The sequence below is a fragment of the Acaryochloris marina S15 genome (genome assembly GCF_018336915.1).
Classification (GTDB): Bacteria; Cyanobacteriota; Cyanobacteriia; order Thermosynechococcales; family Thermosynechococcaceae; genus Acaryochloris; species Acaryochloris marina_A.
Genome location: NZ_CP064925.1, coordinates 231935 through 253400, shown reverse-complemented (window position 1 = coordinate 253400; position 21466 = coordinate 231935). Strand labels below are relative to the sequence as shown.

General features: G+C 46.6%; 8 protein-coding genes. 5 read left to right on the top strand and 3 right to left on the bottom strand.

Translation table 11 applies throughout. The features are described 5' to 3' along the window. Window positions 1-388: 388 nt before the first annotated feature. Both I1H34_RS29525 and I1H34_RS29520 read left to right on the top strand, forming a co-directional pair. Window positions 389-640 (top strand): DUF1830 domain-containing protein, encoded by a 252-nt coding sequence (locus I1H34_RS29525; RefSeq protein ID WP_212666898.1) that lies wholly within the window; start codon window positions 389-391, stop codon window positions 638-640. Window positions 641-659: 19 nt separating this feature from the next. Further along, window positions 660-917: a hypothetical protein gene (locus I1H34_RS29520; RefSeq protein ID WP_212666897.1), complete on the top strand. Its 258-nt coding sequence runs from the start codon at window positions 660-662 to the stop codon at window positions 915-917. A gap of 491 nt (window positions 918-1408) precedes the next feature. On the opposite strand, the gene I1H34_RS29515 is transcribed toward I1H34_RS29520, so the two are convergent. Together I1H34_RS29515 and I1H34_RS29510 are read right to left on the bottom strand one after the other, a co-directional pair. Continuing rightward, window positions 1409-1717: a DUF1816 domain-containing protein gene (locus I1H34_RS29515; RefSeq protein WP_212666896.1), complete on the bottom strand. Its 309-nt coding sequence runs from the start codon at window positions 1715-1717 to the stop codon at window positions 1409-1411. A gap of 186 nt (window positions 1718-1903) precedes the next feature. Further along, window positions 1904-2824 (bottom strand): DUF4351 domain-containing protein, encoded by a 921-nt coding sequence (locus I1H34_RS29510; protein WP_212666895.1) that lies wholly within the window; start codon window positions 2822-2824, stop codon window positions 1904-1906. Between the two features lie 291 nt (window positions 2825-3115). On the opposite strand from I1H34_RS29510, the gene I1H34_RS29505 reads away from it, so the two are divergent. Then, window positions 3116-4504: a tyrosine-type recombinase/integrase gene (locus I1H34_RS29505; protein WP_212666894.1), complete on the top strand. Its 1389-nt coding sequence runs from the start codon at window positions 3116-3118 to the stop codon at window positions 4502-4504. Window positions 4505-4524: 20 nt separating this feature from the next. Here I1H34_RS29505 and I1H34_RS29500 read toward each other — a convergent pair whose 3' ends face one another. Further along, complete coding sequence (locus I1H34_RS29500) at window positions 4525-5367, bottom strand: Rpn family recombination-promoting nuclease/putative transposase (RefSeq protein ID WP_212666893.1); 843 nt, start codon at window positions 5365-5367, stop codon at window positions 4525-4527. A 761-nt stretch (window positions 5368-6128) separates the two neighbouring features. On the opposite strand from I1H34_RS29500, the gene I1H34_RS29495 reads away from it, so the two are divergent. Next, window positions 6129-6836 carry a hypothetical protein gene (locus I1H34_RS29495; RefSeq protein ID WP_212666892.1) on the top strand — a complete coding sequence of 236 codons (708 nt, stop codon included), beginning with the start codon at window positions 6129-6131 and terminating at the stop codon, window positions 6834-6836. Window positions 6837-6938: 102 nt separating this feature from the next. Next, window positions 6939-21281: a putative Ig domain-containing protein gene (locus I1H34_RS29490; RefSeq protein WP_212666891.1), complete on the top strand. Its 14343-nt coding sequence runs from the start codon at window positions 6939-6941 to the stop codon at window positions 21279-21281. The last annotated feature ends 185 nt before the right edge of the window (window positions 21282-21466 follow it).

Here is a 21466-nt window from a genome sequence, read left to right as displayed (position 1 = left end):
TAAGAAACGTAAAAAATAGAGCTATCGCTTATCATCTAACAGGTTGTATGAATATCCCATAGATAGCGAGATGGGTGAATGCAAAACCTAAGCACTAAATCCCTCAAAGCAATTCACCATCAGCATGAACTGGCTTTCGGCACAGAAGTCTAGAGTGGATATAAATCAAGAAGATTATAAAGACATTATAAAAGGTTTTATTAAGAAACTATAAATAAGTTAATGTAATTGTCATAATAAAAGCGACAAATCCCTGCTAAGGGAAATGTTCTTGGAGAGGATTATATCTTTCTAATAAAAAACACTGGTCAGCTTATAAATTCCTACTTAAATTATTCGTCAAGCCAGCCCTTGGAACTCGGATCTGAGGGCTGGTTTGCCATTACCTATGATTAAAACTCTTGAGCCTCAGCAGTCAGAATTCGTATTTTGCAGTTACCGTAACTCCACCTCTCGGGTTCAGGTGTTACGGGTCACCAATGTTGAGAACTGGTACTTTGAGCGGGTTATTTTCCCGCAGCAGTATCTAATATTCAACGCACCTCGAAAAGCACATCTTGAAGTTCATAGCAGTGAAATTGCCACGGCTATTCAAGTGGACTGTATTCCCTGTAAGCAATTGACTGTCAAAGCAACCTAAATTGACTGAGGAATACTTGATGAATTGTATCCATGCATTATCAGACTACTTGTGCCGTCGGTTTCCGTGGTGTAAGGGTAGCCAGTTGCGTTATGAGCCAGACAAAAAGACGGTCTATATCCACTGTCAGCATCTAAGTGAACCAGAAATTTTATTTCACGAAGCTGATGCCATTGCCCGATTAGATATTGGGGTTGAGCGGCTCATCATTGTGATGCCAGACGTTATGGATATGGTGATTGAGTGTCGGCCCAATCAATACAAAGAGAGTTTGTAAGACAAACCCCAATGTCTGCGGATGAGGAATGCTCCAAAGGAGGGTAACACTTTTAGTTTTACAAAATACTCTGAAATCCATTCAAGACATTGGTTTTAAGGATTTATCTCATTGGAAAAGTGTTACCCTTGCCTCTTGGAAATTGATCCATGCCTCGCTAGCGCACTACCGACCGCCCCTATGGTAAATCCCCCCATCTCTTAGGTTCGATTCAGACGAATCAACTACAGTGATACTAGGGGGCGATGTTCTCTGAACGGTCTTAGGTCATCATCATCCTGCTCCTCTCAATAAGGCAAGGTTCCTTATGCAGCAAGATAATTCGATGATGGGCAGTTTTAATCTGAAAGATGTTATTTGCTTATACCGACTATGAGTGGTAATAGTACTGACTTGCAATCACTGTATGATGCTTAGACTCTGCCCTAAACTTTCCCTCAGCATTTCTAAAAATCCTTCAACCTAACCACAGATTGCCTAGAGATTTGATACTAACTCTGAAGTTCAAACGTTTGTAAGTTTTGGGAATCGTCAAAATAGCAGTTGGTCAATTGGGCCGGCTTGCAACGCTGAATATTAGTGACAATATTTTCAGCTTGTTCAGATTCTAAATCTTCAATATAACCAGGCAAGGCTACTTCCACTTCCTGACGACTTATAAATGGGCCAAAATAGTATGTGCAAGTAGGGCATGATGTGTTGATCTCAGCCCACCAGGCTAGGCCCAAGTAATTGACTAATCCAGCAATGTTACTCAATAGAGCAATTATCCTACCTGTGATATTTTGTTGCTCCTTCATTCTATACAGAATACTTGGTGTCTGGAGTAGCGACATCAAAATATAGTTCCTCAATAATGATAATTGAATCAGGAAGCGTAACAGATTCCTAGTCTATGCTGAGTAATTATCTATTTTCTGGCAAATTCCTGTAATTTTTTGACTGAATGATCTTAGGCTAGGAATCTGTTACGCTTCCAAGTTAGTTCAGGAAGTTTCCAAATTTTGTAACCAAGAGGTTAAATTGTCTATTCCTTCAAACTCTAAAAGTGCTTCGCTCAGCGTCTCTAGCTGCTCAATCTCTAAGGATTGGATTTGGGCTTCAACTTCAGGAGACAGCTTTTTGAATTTCCGATGAAGTTGACGCAGAACAATTGTGGCCTCTCCTTTTTGCCAACCTTTCTCTTCCCAACTGGTTAAAGTTTGCATGATCGCTTCCCGTTCTCCTGACTCTAATCTATCAACTTCCGCTTGAAAGCGTTGCTCCTCATTTGCCTCCAGCCTGAGATAAGTATCTACAAACTGAGAAATGAACTCTGTTCTCGCCGGATCAAGCTGCAAGGTGGCTAGCATTCGCAAGCAATCCACCTTGACTTGGGGCCGATCTTCTCTAGCAATCTGCATCTTGGCCATCAAAGCAGAAGCCACTGGATTATTCTGTCTCAAGTAGTCCCGCCAATTCAATCGATTGAGTTGAATAGCTTGGAAATTGAACTGCAAGACCTGGAAGTCGGGAAAATCAACTTTGTAGCTACTTTCCGCTGCTTTACGAGGGCTGTCATAAGAGAATATGACTACTGGATAAATGGGCAGATCATGCTTCTCATGCAATCGTCCAAAGTAGTAGAACATTCGTTTCTCAAAGTCAGGCTGATCAGACGATTGCGGTTCGATGTGAAAGAGGAAATAGCTCTCCTGACCTCGGAATTGAACTTGAGCCAGAAGATCAATAATGCGCTTCTCTTCAGCGCCAATACTGCTGTAGACCTCCTGGGACAAAAATATCACAGGTCCACGTTCAACATAGTCCAAGACTTGAGGCAAAAACAATTCTAGGAATTCCCAAAAGAACGTTTCAATCAGTTCTTTAAACAAACCATCGTGGTCAATGGACCCTTGCTGTGTCACCCGCTTCTCCATCTATCACATTCGATTAGCTGCTTGAGTGTATCACCGAGTTTCTTCTCAATAAATTTGAGTCAAGCGGCCTACAGATCTGACAAAAGACCAGCCCGACCAGGACCACCAGCGAACACCGGAATCTCCAAAGTCAATCGGGGAAAGAATTCTAGAGACGAGTCTGGGAGAGTCATTTTTTCGTGTAAGTTTTTGTGTAATACAGATTTTGGTACAAAATCTGGAATTAAAACCACAGGTCTAATATAGTGATCTTGAAGTTTGTTCTCTGTGGTGTAATTTATGTCGCGTTTCTCTCAAATTTCCGACATCCCACCTGTGCGTCTCATTGAGTTTGACGCGGAAAAACCAGAGGAGAGCAAACCTGTATCTAAAACGCCCTTGCCTAAGCCAGCGGTAGTGAATCTGCGTCAAGTCAGGATCGAACAGTTCCTCACCCTGAAAAATCTGGCGGCTAACACCCGACGCAACTATGAACGTCATCTACGGCAGTTCAGTCTGTGGGTGAACAAGGACTGGCATCAGATTACCATGAACGATCTGAAGCGATACAAGACTTATCTAGAGTCGGGTCGGCAGTTAAAACAGGGGTCGGTGGGGGCAATATTAACTGCCCTCAAGAGCTTCTTTTCCTGGCTGAGAAAGGCCGGGTATATCGAGGAGAATCCCGGTACAGCCATTAGTATTCCGGTAACGCCCGAGACTGAGGGGAAGAATTTAGAGCTGTTTCAGGTTGAAGCACTGTTTGAGGCACTGGAGAAGCGGAAGACACAGAGACGTGATCGGGCGATCCTCTGTTTGATGGTGTTTGCCGGGATGCGAGCAGAGGAAATCTCTAATCTCAATGCTGGGGATTATAACGGGGTGGAAATCACTATCCGTCAGGCTAAGCATGGATCTGTGGGTCGGGTGCCTGTCGATGAGCAAACCGATGAAGCACTGCGGGCTAATCTTCGGGTGCGGATGGTGGACGGTGAGGGAGGGATGACAGCGGATGATCCGATGTTTGTCTCTACGAGTCATCGAAATAAGGGTCAACGGTTGGGGTATGAGGGTATCTATAAGCTGGTCAAAGCTTTGGCCCAGGATGCTGGCTGGCCGGATATTCATCCCCATAAAGGACGGCATACCTATGCCAGTCAGTTGATTGAGAATGGCATGGATGCTTACCTGGCAATGACGTTGATGCGGCAGCGATCTGTAAAGGCATTCGAGGTCTATTCCCAGAAGGTCCGGTATCGGACGGCTAAGGGGGTGTTCCTAGAAAGTAAAGGGGAAGTGGAACGACAGCCCATGCCGCTGGAGGAGCTGGTGGCTTTTAGTGAGGTGCCAGTGGCAGAAGAGGCGATTGAACTAGAAGTTGTCGTTAATGAGCCTGCGAACTGGCCCAAGATTACTGCGGTAGATCTGCCCTTGAATGCGGTTCAGGTGAGGTTGACAGTTGAGATTTCAGGAGGGAAGAAGGGTGCGGTCAGAAAAGCGATCGAGGAAAAGGTCTTGAGTCAGTTTCAGATGGTCAAACCTAAGCCCAGGGGGAATGAGTATGAGCTGACGGTTGAGGAAGGTAATGCGTTGTCTGCTATCACCGATCAGATGCGCTGGGATATGGAGCTACTGGCTGAGCTGGATGATTGCGAGGTGAAAGTGGTGTGGTTGGATAAAGTTACTTAGTGAATAGAAGGCGGTTGTTGCTACTCAGATGGATGTTGCTTCAACCAGTTCACCAAATCAGCGGGTTCCGTAAAGTCGAGTAATGCTTCACCCAATGCTTCTAGTTGGTCGAGGGAAAGGGACTGGATCTGGGATTGCAATTCTGGGGAGACGTCACCAAGACGTCGGGTGAGTTGACGGAGGATCAGCGATTGTCCTTCTTCCTGCCGTCCTTCTTGGCGACCTTCTTGAAGAAATTCTTCTTTCCACTCTTGATAGATGACTGACTGTTGCATAATCTCTTTCCGCAGAACTTGATTAATGACGTCCCTCTCCAATGTTAACCCAGCTAGAATCCCAGTGGAGGCAGCTATGTTGCTTTGAACTCTCGATTCTGTAACGGCATCAATTCGTTCAGCTACTTGCCGCAAGGTCTGGGCTTGATTCGAGGTGTTGGTTAAAACAGCTAAAGGAAGCAGCCCCGTCGATGCCAAGAAAAGTTGAGTGGGCTGTTCCCAAAGACGAATCACTTCGAATTCATGACGTGTCCCCGGAATCTCAAAGGCTGTCTGGTAAACATAATCTGAGTTTGAGGGTGTCAAATAGATCACCACTTGCTTCATCTGCTTCTGGGGGAAGCGACGGTAGACCCGCAAGCGATAATCAGCCATCCTATATGGCATATTCGGATCCGGTTCAGTCTGGAACTCTACATGTAAAATGTATTCCTCAGAAGCTAGAAGAATTAACGCATCGGCCCGGATTGGTTCGAGGGATAGTTCTGATGGGCTGAGTTCAGTGAGTGGAATAGGTTCACCAATCAACCAGGAAGCAAAATCACTGGAAAAGCTCTCTGCAAGGAACTTACAAGTAGAATCAAACATGCGGCAATTATAACTGTTACCTCATTGAAGATGCACTTTCACCAGGTAATAGTTAGTCAATAATGACTATCAATTTCAAATACTAATGTCTACAAAAACTGGTGACTTACATAACAAAACTTAACGAGTATATATCTTTTCTCAACAAATCAAGGGGACTGCTTGTCATTAGTAAATTGGATGTCTAGATATTTATTTGATTAAAAATAATTATCTTATAATCTCCTAAATGACATAAATATCACCTCTTTCGTAGAAAGTGTAATTACTTTATATGACTATCTTGAATGTTTTAGTTGAAAATAGTATTAATTTATGACCTTCTCTTAAATATTTATGCTCGCGTTAATAATTAAGGGAATACGTGTTATTTAAATAATATAATTTCGTCGTATATAATCAGTTATCGACAGTTATGAACCTACTGTAGTTCCCCGCTTCATTAAATAAGATCTAAACAGAGAATCAATATGAAATTTACTCCTTCAATATGGGTAGTTTCTATCAGAACACTCTCTAAAGACTATAGTGTCTCCCTAGAAAATAGTAATTGAGGAAGATGAAATTCAAATAAATTGATTTAGATAGATGTCAAGTAGACTCAATATCTTCACTAATTAATTTCAATATTATTTGAGGTTATACAGACTTATCGTGTAAAACTCTTGATTTTGCACAAATATTGTTGTGGGAAGAATCTATTCCACAGATTTCTCATGCTTTTTTCTTAATAATTCAACTCAGTTTCTGGAATGGTAATTATGTCCCAAGCCCTAGTTGTTCAAGAGATCGGAATCAGTCTTGCAGCCAAAGATCTTAATCCCAGCGCCCTTAATCCAGATTTTCTCAAATACAGTGATATCATCCCCAGCGACTGGGAGCTCGCTCGTCCTCCTGTCTATACCAATCAGGTTGTCCAAATCGTTTTCAAGAATGGATTAAGTCTCATTGCTCAACCCAATCGAGTTGATTTTGTCGAATCAGTCCCCACTGGCCAAGACAGAGACTCCCAGGTACATAAGATTGCTCAGCAGTATGTCCAGAAATTGCCCAAGGTCGATTACCAAGGGGTGAGCATCAATGCCAGAGCCCATACCAAGTTTGCTAATACCTCCGAAGCCCATCGGTATCTAACCACTCAGTTACTCACCCCAGGCTCTTGGTCTGACAATGAAGCAGGGCCAGTTCAAGCTGCGATTCAAATGGGCTTTCCCCAAGAACGAGGACAACTGAATCTATCGATTAATCAAGCAGAGCTGAAGCGGTCAGAGACAGAATCTGAGGCAGCAATTCTCTTTTCCGGTAACTTCAACTATGAGCTGGAGGGAGAGACTCCTGAGAACCGACTCAATGATGTACAACAGTTAATTGGACGTTGGGATAGCTGTATCCAAACATTTGAGAAAGTAGTGCAGCGTTTTGTTCAGAGTCCGACTGACCTGCTCATTCCAATGGCAGAAGCTGTCTAAATAGCAAGGAACTAATCATGGATGGCAGCGCTTGGCTAATGCGCTTGCTGTCCACTTTGTGTATCTATTTATCTGTGTTTTGAGTAGGGATTGGGTTGGGTTATGAGTGGTTCGGGTAATCTTTTTGGCAATCAGGATATTCCAACATCAGGCTTACTGGAAGGGGATTTACTGGATGCGCTAGGGAACGATACTAGCTTGGGTTCTGTATTGAACCAAATGGGTAGCAAGCATAACCCAGCCTTCAATGATCCTGTCAACGCGGTTGGAGGGAGTAGCGTCAATGGCTCTCCAGCGCCAGCACCTGCTAATGCCTCCTGGAACCAAACTTTACCTAACCCAGGATCAATCTCAATCCCTTCTTCATCCACTGCCACTAGTCAGCAATTGGGCATTGGCCCCGGTCAGTTTGTCGGCAATGCATCCACCGTCTCTACCGATGACTTGGTGATGCATCTGACTCTGGATGAAACGACTGGACAGGTTGCTGCCGATACCTCGCCCGAAGGTCGCAACAATCGAGGCTTTTTAAGACATGGGGCTCAATTCGTTGATGTGGGTGGTTCCCTAGGGGGTGGGGTTGAATTCGATGGCCGCAACGATTACCTCGCCGTCAAAGATACCCGTGATATTAATCTTGGAACGCATGCCCAACGCACCGTCAGTATTTGGTTCAAGACCGATACCCTACAAGCAGGCAAGCAAGTCATCTATGAAGAAGGGGGTAGCACTCGGGGTCTCAATATCTATCTGGATGATGGACATCTATACGTAGGGGGATGGAACCGTAAACAAAGCAATTGGAACGGTACTTTTCTTTCTACAGATCAGGTAGAGGCCGATACCTGGCATCATGTTTCCCTGATCCTAGATGCCCAAGCTGGGCAAAATCACGTCCAACAACAGGCGCTCTCTGCCTATCTCGATGGTGAGCAGTTTGACTCCGGTGCTGGTGCTCAGCTCAAGAGTCACTCCAATGATATTGGTATTGGTGGGGTGAATCAAAGTACTCGCTTCCACGACGGCAAAGGCTATGGTCGAGGAACTCGGGGACTTGACGGTATTATTGCCGATGCACGGGTGTATAACCGGGCCTTGTCTGATTTAGAGATTGAGCAACTTGCTAACATCAATCCTGCAGATCAAGACCCACCCGTCATTAGTGCTAGCTTGGCGAACGACACTGCAGCCAACGGCACAAATACTGATGGCTTGACCTTTGACCCCACGGTGGTGGGTCAGATTTCAGATGCCAGTCAGATCACGAGCTTTAGAGCGGGGTTGAACAATACCCCCATAGATCAATATGTGGATGTCCTGGGGACGTTGCAGTCTGACGGGACATTTGTCTTAGATCAGGCCACCCTCAATCAAATCAATGGCGGTGTTCTCCCCGATGGGACCTATACCCTCAACCTGCTCGCCACGGATGCTTTTGGTAATAGCAATGGAGGAGAAGTCTTTAATGGCTTTAGTTCACTGGATGCAGAAGCGTTCCAATTACCTGGAGATACCAGTGGCACCGTCACGGCTAAGTTTACCTGGGTAGAACGAGAGGCAAGCTTTGATAATGAGCTGGGCCTATTTCACGTCGATGATGCTGAGGGTCGGATTGGCCACTTGAAGCCCGGAGATAAGGGCTATGCCAAAGCTGCTCTATCGAGTGCAAGCCAACAGGTAATCTTTGCCAGTGGTTTAGGGGAAGGAGCGGTGACGGAATTAGACCTACCTGCCGATGGTTTGGTGGGTTTCTATATTATTCAGGACAATACGACGGAGCAGTTTCTCAAGAGGAATCCCAAGAACCGAACCCGTCGCCATCCCAAAGCCTTTTTCTCCTTTACAGCCGCCAACCCGGATCACTTCGACCATATGCAGGTGGATGAAAATGAACCGAATTTATTACGGTTCGAAGATCTATTGAATGGGGGTGATCAGGACTTCACGGATGTGGTGGCTCAAATTGAGATTGAGGGTAGTGGCACTGTTCAACCCTACTCTTTACCGTTTGTCCTCGATACCACTATCCCTGCTCCTAGTTTTGATCTCGCACCCGAGTCAGATACAGATCCGGTAGGTGACCAGCAAACCACCTTGGAAACGGTCCGCTTGGTGGGAACCACGGAAGCCAATGCCAGTGTGGTTCTCAATCCTTTGGGACAAACGGTTGTGGCTGATGGCCAAGGTCAGTTTGCGTTTGAGGATGTGCCCCTAGATATAGGGACAAATGCCCTGAGTGCAGTGGCAACGGATGCGGCGGGAAATCAAAGCCAATTTAGTCAGACCATTGAGCGAATTGGGGTGGGGAGTCCCCCTGAGATTACAGCTCCAGCGACAGTAACAGGGGCTGAAGATACGGATTTACTCGTCAATGGTATTTCCATTAGTGATGCCGATGCAGGCAGCAATGCCCTAGAAGTCTCCCTTACGGTGAATCATGGCGTCTTGAATTTTGCCCAGACCAATGGTTTGACCTTTAGTGTGGGAGATGGAACGGCAGACCCCACCGCCGTCTTTACGGGCACCCTCTCAGATATCAATACGGCCCTAGATAATCTGACCTATCGGGCTGAGGCTGATTTCAACGGCAGTGATGCGATTGCGATTGCAGTGAATGACCAGTCAGCAGGCAATGGGGGAAATGGGTTCACGGATACCCAAACCGTTGATATTGCCGTGACGCCTGTTAATGATGCTCCCCTCCTAACGGTACCTGGGGCTCAAGCCGTTGATGAAAACACTGATTTAGTCGTGAGTGGCATCAGCATCAATGATGTTGATGTAGACAGTGGAGAACTCGAAGTTACCCTGAGTGCTACCAACGGGGTGATGAGTCTGAGTCAAATAACGGGATTGGCTTTCACTCAAGGGGATGGAATTACCGATAGCACCCTGATTTTTAGAGGAACCCTCTCAGATATTAATCAGGCTCTATCGAACCTGATTTATCGAGGTAATGCCAACTACAACGGATTCGATACCCTTTCCATTGCTGTGAATGATCTAGGCAATACGGGTGAAGGGGGTGCTCTGACGGACAGCACAACCATCAATATTGCTGTAGCCGCAACCAATAGTGCTCCTGTTGCAGATCCTGATAAGACCCTGACCGTGGCTGAAGATAGTGGTGCTACTCCATTAGCTATTAATGCCCCCACGGATAGTGATGGGGATGTCCTCACGGTGACGGTGGATGAGATTCCTGATAGTAGTCAAGGGGTGGTGCAATTAGCAGGGGCAGCCCTGGTGGTAGGTCAACAGCTCAGTACCTCTGATCTAGAAGATCTAGAATTTGTGCCTGGTAATGATGAGGCTGGCGCTGCTGGCACTTTCAGCTATACCGTCAGCGATGGCCAAGGGGGAACCGATTCCCAAGCCGTGGTCTTGGAGATTACTCCGGTCAATGACGCTCCAGAGTTAATCGTTCCCCTGACCTCTTTATCCGTGGCTGAGGAGACGGACTTAACGATTGCTGGGATTAGTTTGACGGATGTAGATGCTGGAACGGGACTATTAGAGGTCTCTATAACGGTGGATAGTGGTGTTCTGTCTTTAAGCCAGACCAATGGCCTCACTTTTATTACGGGCGATGGGGTCAGTGATGTCCAAATGGCCTTCACGGGGGCTTTGGCTGACATCAATCAAGCTGTGAGCGATCTGGTTTATCGCAGTGAGGTCAATTTTGACGGCACGGCCAATATCTTTTTGGAGGTTAATGACCAGGGCAATACTGGAGAGGGGGGATTGCTTACGGATGCGGCCTCTATTGCAATCGCGGTTAATTCAACCAATGTTGCCCCTACGGTTGATCCTGACAAGACCCTGATGGTCTTGGAGGACAGTGTTGCTAATCCATTAGGTATTACTGCCCCTGTGGATGCGGATGGAGATGCACTGACCCTGCAGGTGAGTGAGGTTCCAGATCCAGTCCAAGGTGAGATTCAACTGGCCGATGGAACAGCAGTTGTTTTAGATCAGGCCCTGACGATTATAGAACTAGAAGGACTCGTCTTTGTCCCGGTCCTTGATGCTGTAGGGACGGCGGGACAATTTAGCTATCGCGTTAGTGATGGCCAAGGGGGAATATCAGCTCAGGCCATCACCTTAGATATCTCTGCTGTCAATGATGGGCCAGGGATTATCCTGCCGACGGCTGCGTCGGTGGATGAAGACACCGATCTAGTGATGAGCGGCATCACGATTAGTGATGTTGATGTCAATGGTGGGGAGGTAATTGTCACTCTCACTGTAGACAATGGTGTTCTGAGTCTGGGGCAAACCAGTGGGTTGACCTTTAGCCAAGGCGATGGCTCGGCCAATGGCAGCATGGTGTTCTCTGGCACCTTAGCTAATATCAATCAAGCTTTGGTTAATCTGACCTATCGAGGCAATCTGAATTTCGATGGTGCTGATGTCTTCACGGTGAGTGTGGATGATCAGGGGCAAACAGGGGCTGGGGGACAACAGATCAATACAGAAACCCTCGGCATTACCGTTGATCCGGTCAATGATCTTCCGATTGTAGATAACGATAAAGTCATCACTGCCTCGAATGATGGAACGTTGGCTCCTCTAGATATCACTGCCCCTACTGATGTTGATGGGGATGTTCTTACAATCACAGTTGCCCAGCTACCCTTGGCAGATCAAGGGATTGTAAGGTTGGCTGATGGAACGACTTTAACCTTAGGGCAAACTCTGAGTCTCAATGAGTTGGAGAGTTTAGAGTTTCTCCCTCAACCAGGGACCTCAGGTGCCGCAGGTGCCTTTAGCTATACCGTCAGTGATGGCCAAGGTGGGACTGATTCCCAAACCATCTCCTTTAATATTTCCTCCCTGATTGTTCTACAGGAAGGAACGAACTTTACAACGACAGCGGAACAAGCCATTACGATTCCCAGTAATACTGCTGAGCTGCGCTTTACCTACAGTGATCTCATCTTTGATACCAGCGATCCAGATTTTATCAACGATGCGTTTGAAGTTGCTCTTGTGGATGGGAATGGCAACTCTTTGATTCACACCATTGGTTCTAACCAAGATGCCTTCTTAAATATGACGGAGGGGTTCCCCGCTGAGTTAGCTCCAGGAGTGCGTCTGGAGGGACAGACCGTTATCGTGAATTTGGCAGGTCTTGCACCAGGGACTGAAGCAACCTTGGTCTTTCGGTTAGTCAATGATGACAGTGATGTCACGACCAGCGTTCAGATTAATGATATTGAGGTTCAGGATAGCACTGGTAGTGATCCTGTTACCGCGATTCCAGATACTCCCCTTGTTACGGGAGTAGACCCCATCGACTTTTCACTACTGTCGGATGTTACTTTCAGTACCGAAGTTGAGTATCAACAAACTTCCTTCAATGAGAAAAGCCAGATCCTGACTACTGAGGTGACCCTACGCAACATTAGCACCATTGGTTTAGATGGTCCCCTCCTGGTAGCGGTGACAAATCTGAGTAACCCCACTGTGCGGGTTGTTGATGCGGACGGTCTGACCGCAGATGGACGCCCTTACTTTGATTTCACAAGTTTAGTCACCGCAGGCAAGTTTAATCCTGATGACCTGACTGGACCAAGAACCATTAGCTTTAGAAACCCAGAGGGTGTGCAATTTTCTTATGATTTCGTTGTGCTGTCGGAATTAAATTCCAATCCAGTCATTGAATCAACCCCCAGACTAGAAGCGATTGCTGGGTTGCCCTACACCTACGACGTTAATGCAGCTGATCCAAACGGAGATACCCTCACCTATGAACTCCTGATTGCCCCCGATGGCATGACCATTGAACCAACGACGGGTGTGATCAGTTGGGACACCACTGTAGCTGATATTGCTAATCATGACATCACGGTACAAGTCAGTGATAGTCGGGGTGGTATCACCTCGCAAGACTATACCCTTGGAGTAATTGAGGCACCTCCAAATCGGCCTCCTAGCTTTAAGTCAATCCCTATCGTTGATGCAAATGTCTCAGCAGATTACCAATATCAGTTATCTGCAGAAGATGCTGATGGAGACTCACTCACATTTTCAATAGTGAGTGGTCCCCAAAATATGTCTATTGATTCAAACACAGGGCTTATCAGTTGGAGACCGGATAATACCCAGTTAGGTTTTAATGAAGTTGTCGTTCTTGTTGATGATAGTCAGGGTGGAACTGCTGAACAAGCCTATGGGATTTTTGTTCAAGCTGAAGCAGGAAATAATGCACCCATTATTATTAGTTCTCCTGACTTAAAAGCTTTTGCGGGTACATCATACTTGACAGATATTGATGCACTCGATCCTGATGGAGATGTAATCAGTTACTCACTATTGACAGCACCTTTGGGTTTGGTGATCAACTCAGACACTGGTCAGATCTCTTGGGATGTCACGACTCAAGATATTGGCATACAAACAGTTGAAATTCAGGTTGAGGATAATCGAGGAGGGGTTGAGACCCAGCAATTCATTCTAGAGGTGGTTGACCTTACCTCAAGTGGTGTCATTCAAGGAACTAAATTCCATGATCTTGATCGTGATGGAGAACGTGGATTCCAAGAAGGAGGAACTAATAAACCAAGTGATCCAAATGAAGACACAATCCTCCTTTTAAGAGGCGATGTCGCTGTTAATGTAGAAAATGGGACGGTTTTGCCTGTTTTAGAGAATTTGGGTTATGAAGTAATTGTTGGATCCTTACTAAATCCTGGCACCATTGCAAATACCCTTGCTACAAATGACGATATCAATCAGGTTTGGATTTGGAATGATGGATTTGGCATAACCTCTGCAAATCCAGCTTTCAGCTTTACGGATGAAGATTTAAATGCTTTACAGGAATTCAGCTCAGAACATCCCAACTTCATCTTTGATGGATTAGCATGGCGAATTCATTCTACACAGGATGAAGAGAACTTAACCATTAATCAAGCCGTAAACTTGTTTGACAATGGTGGCGGAATTGTCCTGGGTACAGACGACTCCAGTAGTTCCCTGATCGTCCAACATGTTAATGAAGTTGCAACCTTCTTTGGATTTGAAACGTTTGAAGGGATTTATTCGACACAGAATATTGATTTAAAGCAGGGAGGAACTCTCTTTAATAGTCCGAATCCAGTCATCACAACTGAGTTACGCTCATCCACCACCACTTACTCAGAGATTCCTAATGGAGAGCAACCTAACGGTAGATTTTTATCAACATCAGTGTTTGGTTCACCCAGTGTTCCATTACGTGGATTTGGGAGTCCTCCTTTGCCTAATGACACTTTTAACGGTGTTGAATTTGCTAACGTTAATCACTTAATTACCAGTACTATTCCAGGAGCTGGTATTGATCCTATACCCGAACCAGGACTTGAAGGCTGGATCATTTACATTGATCAGAATCTCAATGGAATTCGTGATTCGAGCGAACGATTTACTACCACTGATGTTCAAGGTAACTATTTCTTTGATAATTTGGCTCCTGGTACTTATGTCATTGCCGAAGAATTGCAACCTGGCTGGACTCAAACAGCCCCCGGAGATAATACCTTTGAAATCACTATTCAAGGTTCTGAAACCATTGGCGATATTGATTTTGGCAATGTTGAATCCCAGGGGATAAACTCTAAACCCACTTTTACCAGTGCTCCACCGACTGATATCACCGCAGGTGAACTATTCCGTTACGATGCAGTGGCTTCAGATCCTGATGGCGACCCCCTAACTTTTGAGTTATTGGCAGCCCCACCAGGAATGACAGTCGATCCCAGAACTGGAACGATTGTTTGGATTGCTCAGGAGGGGATTAGTACAGCCTTATTAGAGGTCAACGACGGTAAAGGGGGTGTCGCCATACAAGATATCAGCCTTAATGTCCCTTCAGCCTTTACTGCACCTCTCATCACCTCAACTCCGCCAGGACCAGCCAGTGTTGAGCTACCTTACCAATACCAGATTGTGGCTCAAGATGCTCGCAATACTGACCTTACGTTTGAATTGATTGATGCACCCATCGGAGTCCAGATCAACTCTGATACAGGACTGGTATCTTGGACTCCAAATGTCAATCAGATAGGGCCAAATGAGATTACTATTTCTGCCAGGATTCCTGTTGGCTTAGAGACTCAGCAAACTTTTACGATTGATGTTGTTGCCAACTCGACTAATCAGTTACCGGTCATTCAGTCCACGCCTCGGGAAATGATCCATTTAGGTGGGACCTATCTTTATCAATTAATTGCTTCAGATCCGAATGGTGATCCACTCGCAGTTACGTTGAATGCTGCCCCTACTGGGATGAGTCTGAATGATTCGAATGTCATTACTTGGAATCCCACCGGGAATCAGATTGGGCTGAATACAGTACAACTGATCGTTGATGATGGTCGGGGTGGACTGGTTCAACAAAATTTTGAGATTGAGGTTACCTCTCAATCAATAAACGAGTCACCTGTCATTGAATCAACACCCAATGTTATAGCTAACGCTAATCAACAATATGCTTATGACGCGCAAGCCTTTGATCCTGATGGTGATCCACTGATCTGGCGTTTTTTGAATGCACCCACGGGCATGTCCATTGACGAACGTCAGGGAACGGTTCTATGGCAACCCACACTAGATCAGGTGGGCAGTTATGACATTGTGATCGAGGTGTTGGATGCCCAAGGGGGAGCCGACACTCAAAGTTTTACCCTTAATGTTCGGGGATTAAATACACCTCCCATCATCACTTCTGCACCCTTAACCGTTGGTGCTGCTGACACACCCTATACCGATCAAATTATCGCGACCGATATAGATAATGACCTCCTGACTTACTCTTTTGTGAATGCCCCCAGCAATATGACTATTGACACTGCAACGGGGCAGATTCAGTGGACTCCTACTACATCCCAAATCGGTGAACAGTTAGTTGATGTTCTGGTGACTGATGATCAAGGGAATATAGCGGGAATCGGTTACTCAGTCGTGGTGCTAGCTACTGCACCCAATCAAGCCCCTAGGATTGATTCAACACCTACGTTCGCAGCTTCAGCAGGTGCACTGTATCAATATGACGTCGGGGCTACTGATCCAGATGGTGATTCAATCCAATTTTCCTTAGTTAATGCTTTACCTGGAATGACGATTGACTCAAACTCTGGATTATTAGAGTGGGTGCCCCCTTCAAATGGGCAATTTGAGATCACAGTTGTGGCAAGCGATTCATCGGGATTAAGCAGTACTCAAAGATACAACTTGGCTGTTCGGGATAATGCCGCCCCGGAAATTATCTCAGCTCCGATTGTTTCAGCTGCAGTAGGGGCCACCTATGAATATAATGTCCGTTCAATAGATCCCAATAATGATCCCCTGAGCATCGAACTTATCCAGGCACCCAATGGGATGACTGTAGATAATTTTGGGCGAGTCAGATGGTCACCCACCACTACTGATTTAGGGACTGAATCTATTGAAATTAGGGTTTCAGATCCCTTTGGAGCTTCATTTACCCAGACTTATAACTTGGTAGTCACGGTCGATCAGGAAGCTCCCTTAGTCAGCCTATTCCAATCTCAAAGTGGGCAGGTTGATTTGGGAGATACCGTCACCTTGGTTGTCCAAGCATCTGATAATGTCGGCGTTGAGCAGTTGAGCCTGAGCATTGATGGCACCCCAATTGCCTTGGATGCCACGGGTCGAGCCACCGTCACTGTCGAAGCTCTGGGGGCAATCGATGCTGTAGCCACGGCTACTGACGCTGCTGGTAATATCGGCACTGATACTGTCACCCTCACTGGCATTGACCCCAATGATGTCGATGCCCCAGTTGTGGCCTTCACATCACTCACGCCGGGTGATATCTTCACGACTGCTACCGATATATTAGGGACAGTAACAGATACCAATCTGCTGTCCTACACCCTGTCCTATGCTCTATCAGGCACGGATAACTTTGTCACTCTAGCAGAAGGCACAAATCCGATCACCGATGGCCTGCTGGGTGAATTCGACCCCTCGATTTTGGCCAATGACGCCTATACATTGCGACTATTTGCTACGGATACGGGCGGTAATGAAGCTACCGTTGAGCAAGAGGTCAGTGTTGCAGGTGATTTGAAACTGGGGAACTTCCAGCTGTCCTTCACAGACCTTGTCATTCCCGTCTCCGGCATCCCGATCACCGTCGCTCGCACCTATGACAGCCTCAATGCCAATACCACCGATGAACTGGGATATGGTTGGCGCTTAGAACTGAGCGATACGGACCTGAGAACCAACGTGGCTGAATCAGGCTTTGAAGCGGACCTGATCTACAACCCCTTCTTTAGTGGAGCTAGGGTCTATGTCACCCTGCCGGGTGGCCAGCGAGAAGGCTTCACCTTCCAGCCCACTCTTGCCCCTGGATTACAAGGGTCCTTCTTGGGAATCTTCAAGCCCACCTTTGTCTCAGATTCTGGGGTGACCAGTCAGCTCTCCGTGGACAATGCGGATCTATCTGTGAATGCAGCGGGTGAACTGTTTGATTACTCAACGGGATTAGCCTATAACCCCCTCTCTCCCGTCTTTGGCAATCGCTTTATACTCACCACCCAGGATGGTCTGGCCTATGAAATCAATGGCACCACTGGGGACCTGCGCCAGGTTGCAGACAACAATGACAATACCCTCACCTTCACAGACAACGGCATTGTCAGCTCAAACGGTAAGAGCGTCACATTTGAACGAGATGCCCAAGGTCGAATTGTCGCGGTGATTGACCCCTTAGGGGAGCGGATCGAATATGCCTACAACGCGACTGGAGATTTAGTCAGCTTCACGGATCGGGAGGACAACGTCACTCAGTATGAGTATGACGAACCCCAGCGAGATCACTTCTTGACGGAGGTGATTGATCCCCTCAATCGTTCGGGGGTGAGAAGTGAATATGATGATCTGGGTCGGTTAGTGAAACTCATTGATGCCAGTGGCGAATTTATTGAACTGGTCCATAATCCCGATAACTTCACGGAAACGATTCGGGATCAATTGGTTAACCCCACCGTCTTTGAATACGATCAGCGGGGCAATGTGGTTAGGGAAGTGGATGCAGAAGGTGGCGTCATTGAGCGGACCTATGATGCCAATAACTACATGCTCACGGAAACGGTCTTTGATGGCATAGACCTTGAAGGCAGCACCACTACTTTTACCTACGATGCCTTTGGCAATAGCCTGACGGTGACGGATGCTCTGGGGAACGTCACCTTTAATACCTATGACCGGATTGACTTTGGCACGTCATTAGTCGCTAAGATTACGGGTCAGAGCAGCCTTCCCTTTAGTGTGCTGGCAGCCTCTACCGATGCCTTGGGGAACACCACCACGAATACCTATGACCTGCGGGGCAACTTGACTCAGATTGCAGGTCAAGGCAATGGCACCACGACCCTGAACTATGACGCGAGGGGCAACCTGGCCAGCTTTGGAGATGCAACTGGATCTAATATCTTTACCTATGATGGCTCTGGCAATGTCCTTACCCAAGTGGATGCAGCGGGGAATGTCACCACCTTTACCTACGATGACAACGGCAATCAGCTGACTGAAACTCGCAACCAAACCACACCAACGGGAGAGCGGTCTTTAGTCACAATTTCGGAATATGATGCCGAAGGCCGATTGGTCAAGGTGACGGACCCAGAAGGCGGAATCACTGAGACCCGATACGACGCTGTGGGCAATCGGGTGCAGGTAATTGATGCCGAAGGACGGGTAACGAAGTTTATCTACGATGATCGGGGGCAGCTCACGGAGACAATTCTGCCCGATGCGACGCCGAATGATGATACTGATAATGCTCGCCGCCGCACGGAATATGATGCTGTAGGCCGAGTGATTACGGAAATTGATGAACTGGGTCGGCAAACCCAATTTGTCTATGACAAGGTGGGTCGTCTGATAGAAACGATTCTGCCCGATGCCACACCGGATGATGCAGATAACCCCCGAACTAGAACGGAGTATGACCTCGCGGGTCGGGTGATCGCTGAGATTGATCAACGGGGCAATCAGACCAAATTTGTCTATGACAAGTTGGGACGATTAGTCTCCACTCTCTTACCGGATGAGACCCCCGCAGATGACAGTGATAACCCCACAGTTACCACTACCTATGATGATGCCGGTCGGCAACAAACCCAGACCGATCCCTTGGGGAATACCACTACATTCTTCTATGACGATTTCGGCCGCCCCCTTCGTCAGGAGTTTGCCGATGGTACGACGGTCTCTTCTGAGTTTGATGAGACAGGCCGATTGGTGGGTCGTACAGACCAGGAAGGCAAGACAACACAGTTTGAATATGATGCCGTGGGTCGATTAACGGCTGTTGTGGATGCCCTGAATCAGCGGACTGAATATACCTATGACGAGCTGGGTAATTTGATTACCCAAACAGATGCCAACGATCATGTCACTACCTTTGAATATGATGGTCTCGGTCGGCGGACGGCCACGGTGCTGGCCTTAGGGCAACGCTCTAGTTCTGACTATGACAAAGTCGGCAATGTTATTAGCACCACGGACTTTAATGGCGAGACGATTGTCTATGAGTATGATGAGCGCGATCGGCTAATCACTAAAGACTTCCCAGGCTCTGCCAGTACGACCTATGCTTACACCCTCATTGGTCAGCGTGAAAGTGTAACGGATGCTCGGGGAACGACGACCTATGAGTACGATGAGCAGAATCGTCTCACGAAGCGGATCGACCCGGATGGGCGGGAGATTGGCTACACCTACGATATTGCCGGAAACCGCACCTCCGTCACCATTCCCTCTGGACAAACCTCTTATACCTTTGATGCTCAAAATCGTCTGAAGACGGTAACGGATCCAGATGCAGGAGTAACGACCTATTTCTACAATGCCGTTGGCAACCTAGAGAGAACGGAATTTCCGAATGGCACGGTTGAAATCCGTGAGTTTGATGAGTTGAATCGATTGGTCTATCTGGAGAACAGTGGTCCTAGCGGCATCATCAACAGTTTCCGCTATACCTTGGATTTGACAGGCAACCGTATCGCCGTGGAAGAACAAGACGGACGCCGGGTTGAATATACCTATGATGATCTGGATCGACTGACACAAGAGACTATCTTTGACCCTGGTACGACTGACCCCAGCCGCACTATCTCCTATACCTATGATGCAGTCGGCAACCGAGAGACTCGTGATGATTCGATAGATGGTGTAACGACCTATATCTACGATGTGAATGATCGATTGATAGCTGAAACGACCGATGGTGAGGTGACAACCTATACCTATGATGACAACGGCAATACATTAGGCAAGAGCAATAGTACGGAGTCGGTTGCCTATGATTGGGATGTTGAGAATCGTCTGATTGCAGCGGATACCGATGGGGATGGGGTCAATGATGTCACCAATCAGTATGATTCGGATGGTATTCGGGTGGCACAAACGGCCAATGGGGAAGAGACTCGCTTCCTGATTGATAAGAATCGTCCCTATGCCCAAGTTCTAGAAGAATATACGCCTGGCGGTGTTATCAAGGTTTCCTATGTTCACGGGAATGACTTAATTTCACAGGATCGGCAGGGAGAGCGATCGTTCTATCACGTTGATGGCCTAGGGAGTACACGGGCTTTGAGTTCTGAAAGTGGAGATGTCTCTGATTCCTACCTTTATGATGCATTCGGTCAAGTTCTTTCTCAAAGTGGGAATACAGAGAACTCATACTTGTTTGCTGGTGAGCAGAAGGATGGAAATCTAGATTTAGATTATTTGAGAGCAAGATATCTGGATGTTGCTAATGCTAGATTTTCAAGCCGTGATAAATTTGAAGGATTTTTTCAAAGACCCATTACTCTTAATCGATACATTTATGCCAATGGTAATCCAACAAACTTCGTTGATCCTAGTGGGAATGTCTCTGTTTTGCAGGCTGTACTGGGGGCGACTCTTCTATCTCAGATAATCTCTATAGGTCAATCCGTTGGCAGTTTGGCGGGGGGGTTCAGGGAAGATGTCGACTGGAAAGCAGATTTGGTAATCGCCACAGGCTCAAGCGTCGCATTACCATTTCCTGTACCAGCAGGTGGAGGAGCTTTCATATTTGCTGAATCAGAGCCATACGAAACATCACCGGGGGTTATAGAACAGGCTAGAGGGGTTTGGGCTCTTCCTTTGCTGGGTTTATCATTAAGCCCAATACCTATTGGATATGCATCTACTGAAGGGGATATTAGAACACCAGGTTTCTTAGGTATAAGTCAACTTGCATTGACTGGTGGAGCTACATTTTTCAATGCAGCTATAAGTGCTGGTTCCGAACTTGGAGGGGTATCATTGACTTTTGGGAGAATCGGTTTCGGAACTGGTAATTTTTCTGGATTTTTCTCTGGGATAGATATTGGAGCCGATTATCTTACAGGTTATTCAATACCAGTACCAGGTACCTTTGACATTAGCTTAGGATGACCAGATAGGCCTAGTTGGTTAGTGTCCCTATTTAGCAACTCATTTCGTGTTTTTATCCAGTTGACCTGAAATATTGGCTGTTAAACCTAATATGAATCTTAACGGGGAACAAGGTCGCCCTAGGCTATACGATGGCAGGAGATTGAGAAAATAGTAGGGTAAAAGAATAGGGAGTAGATTGTACT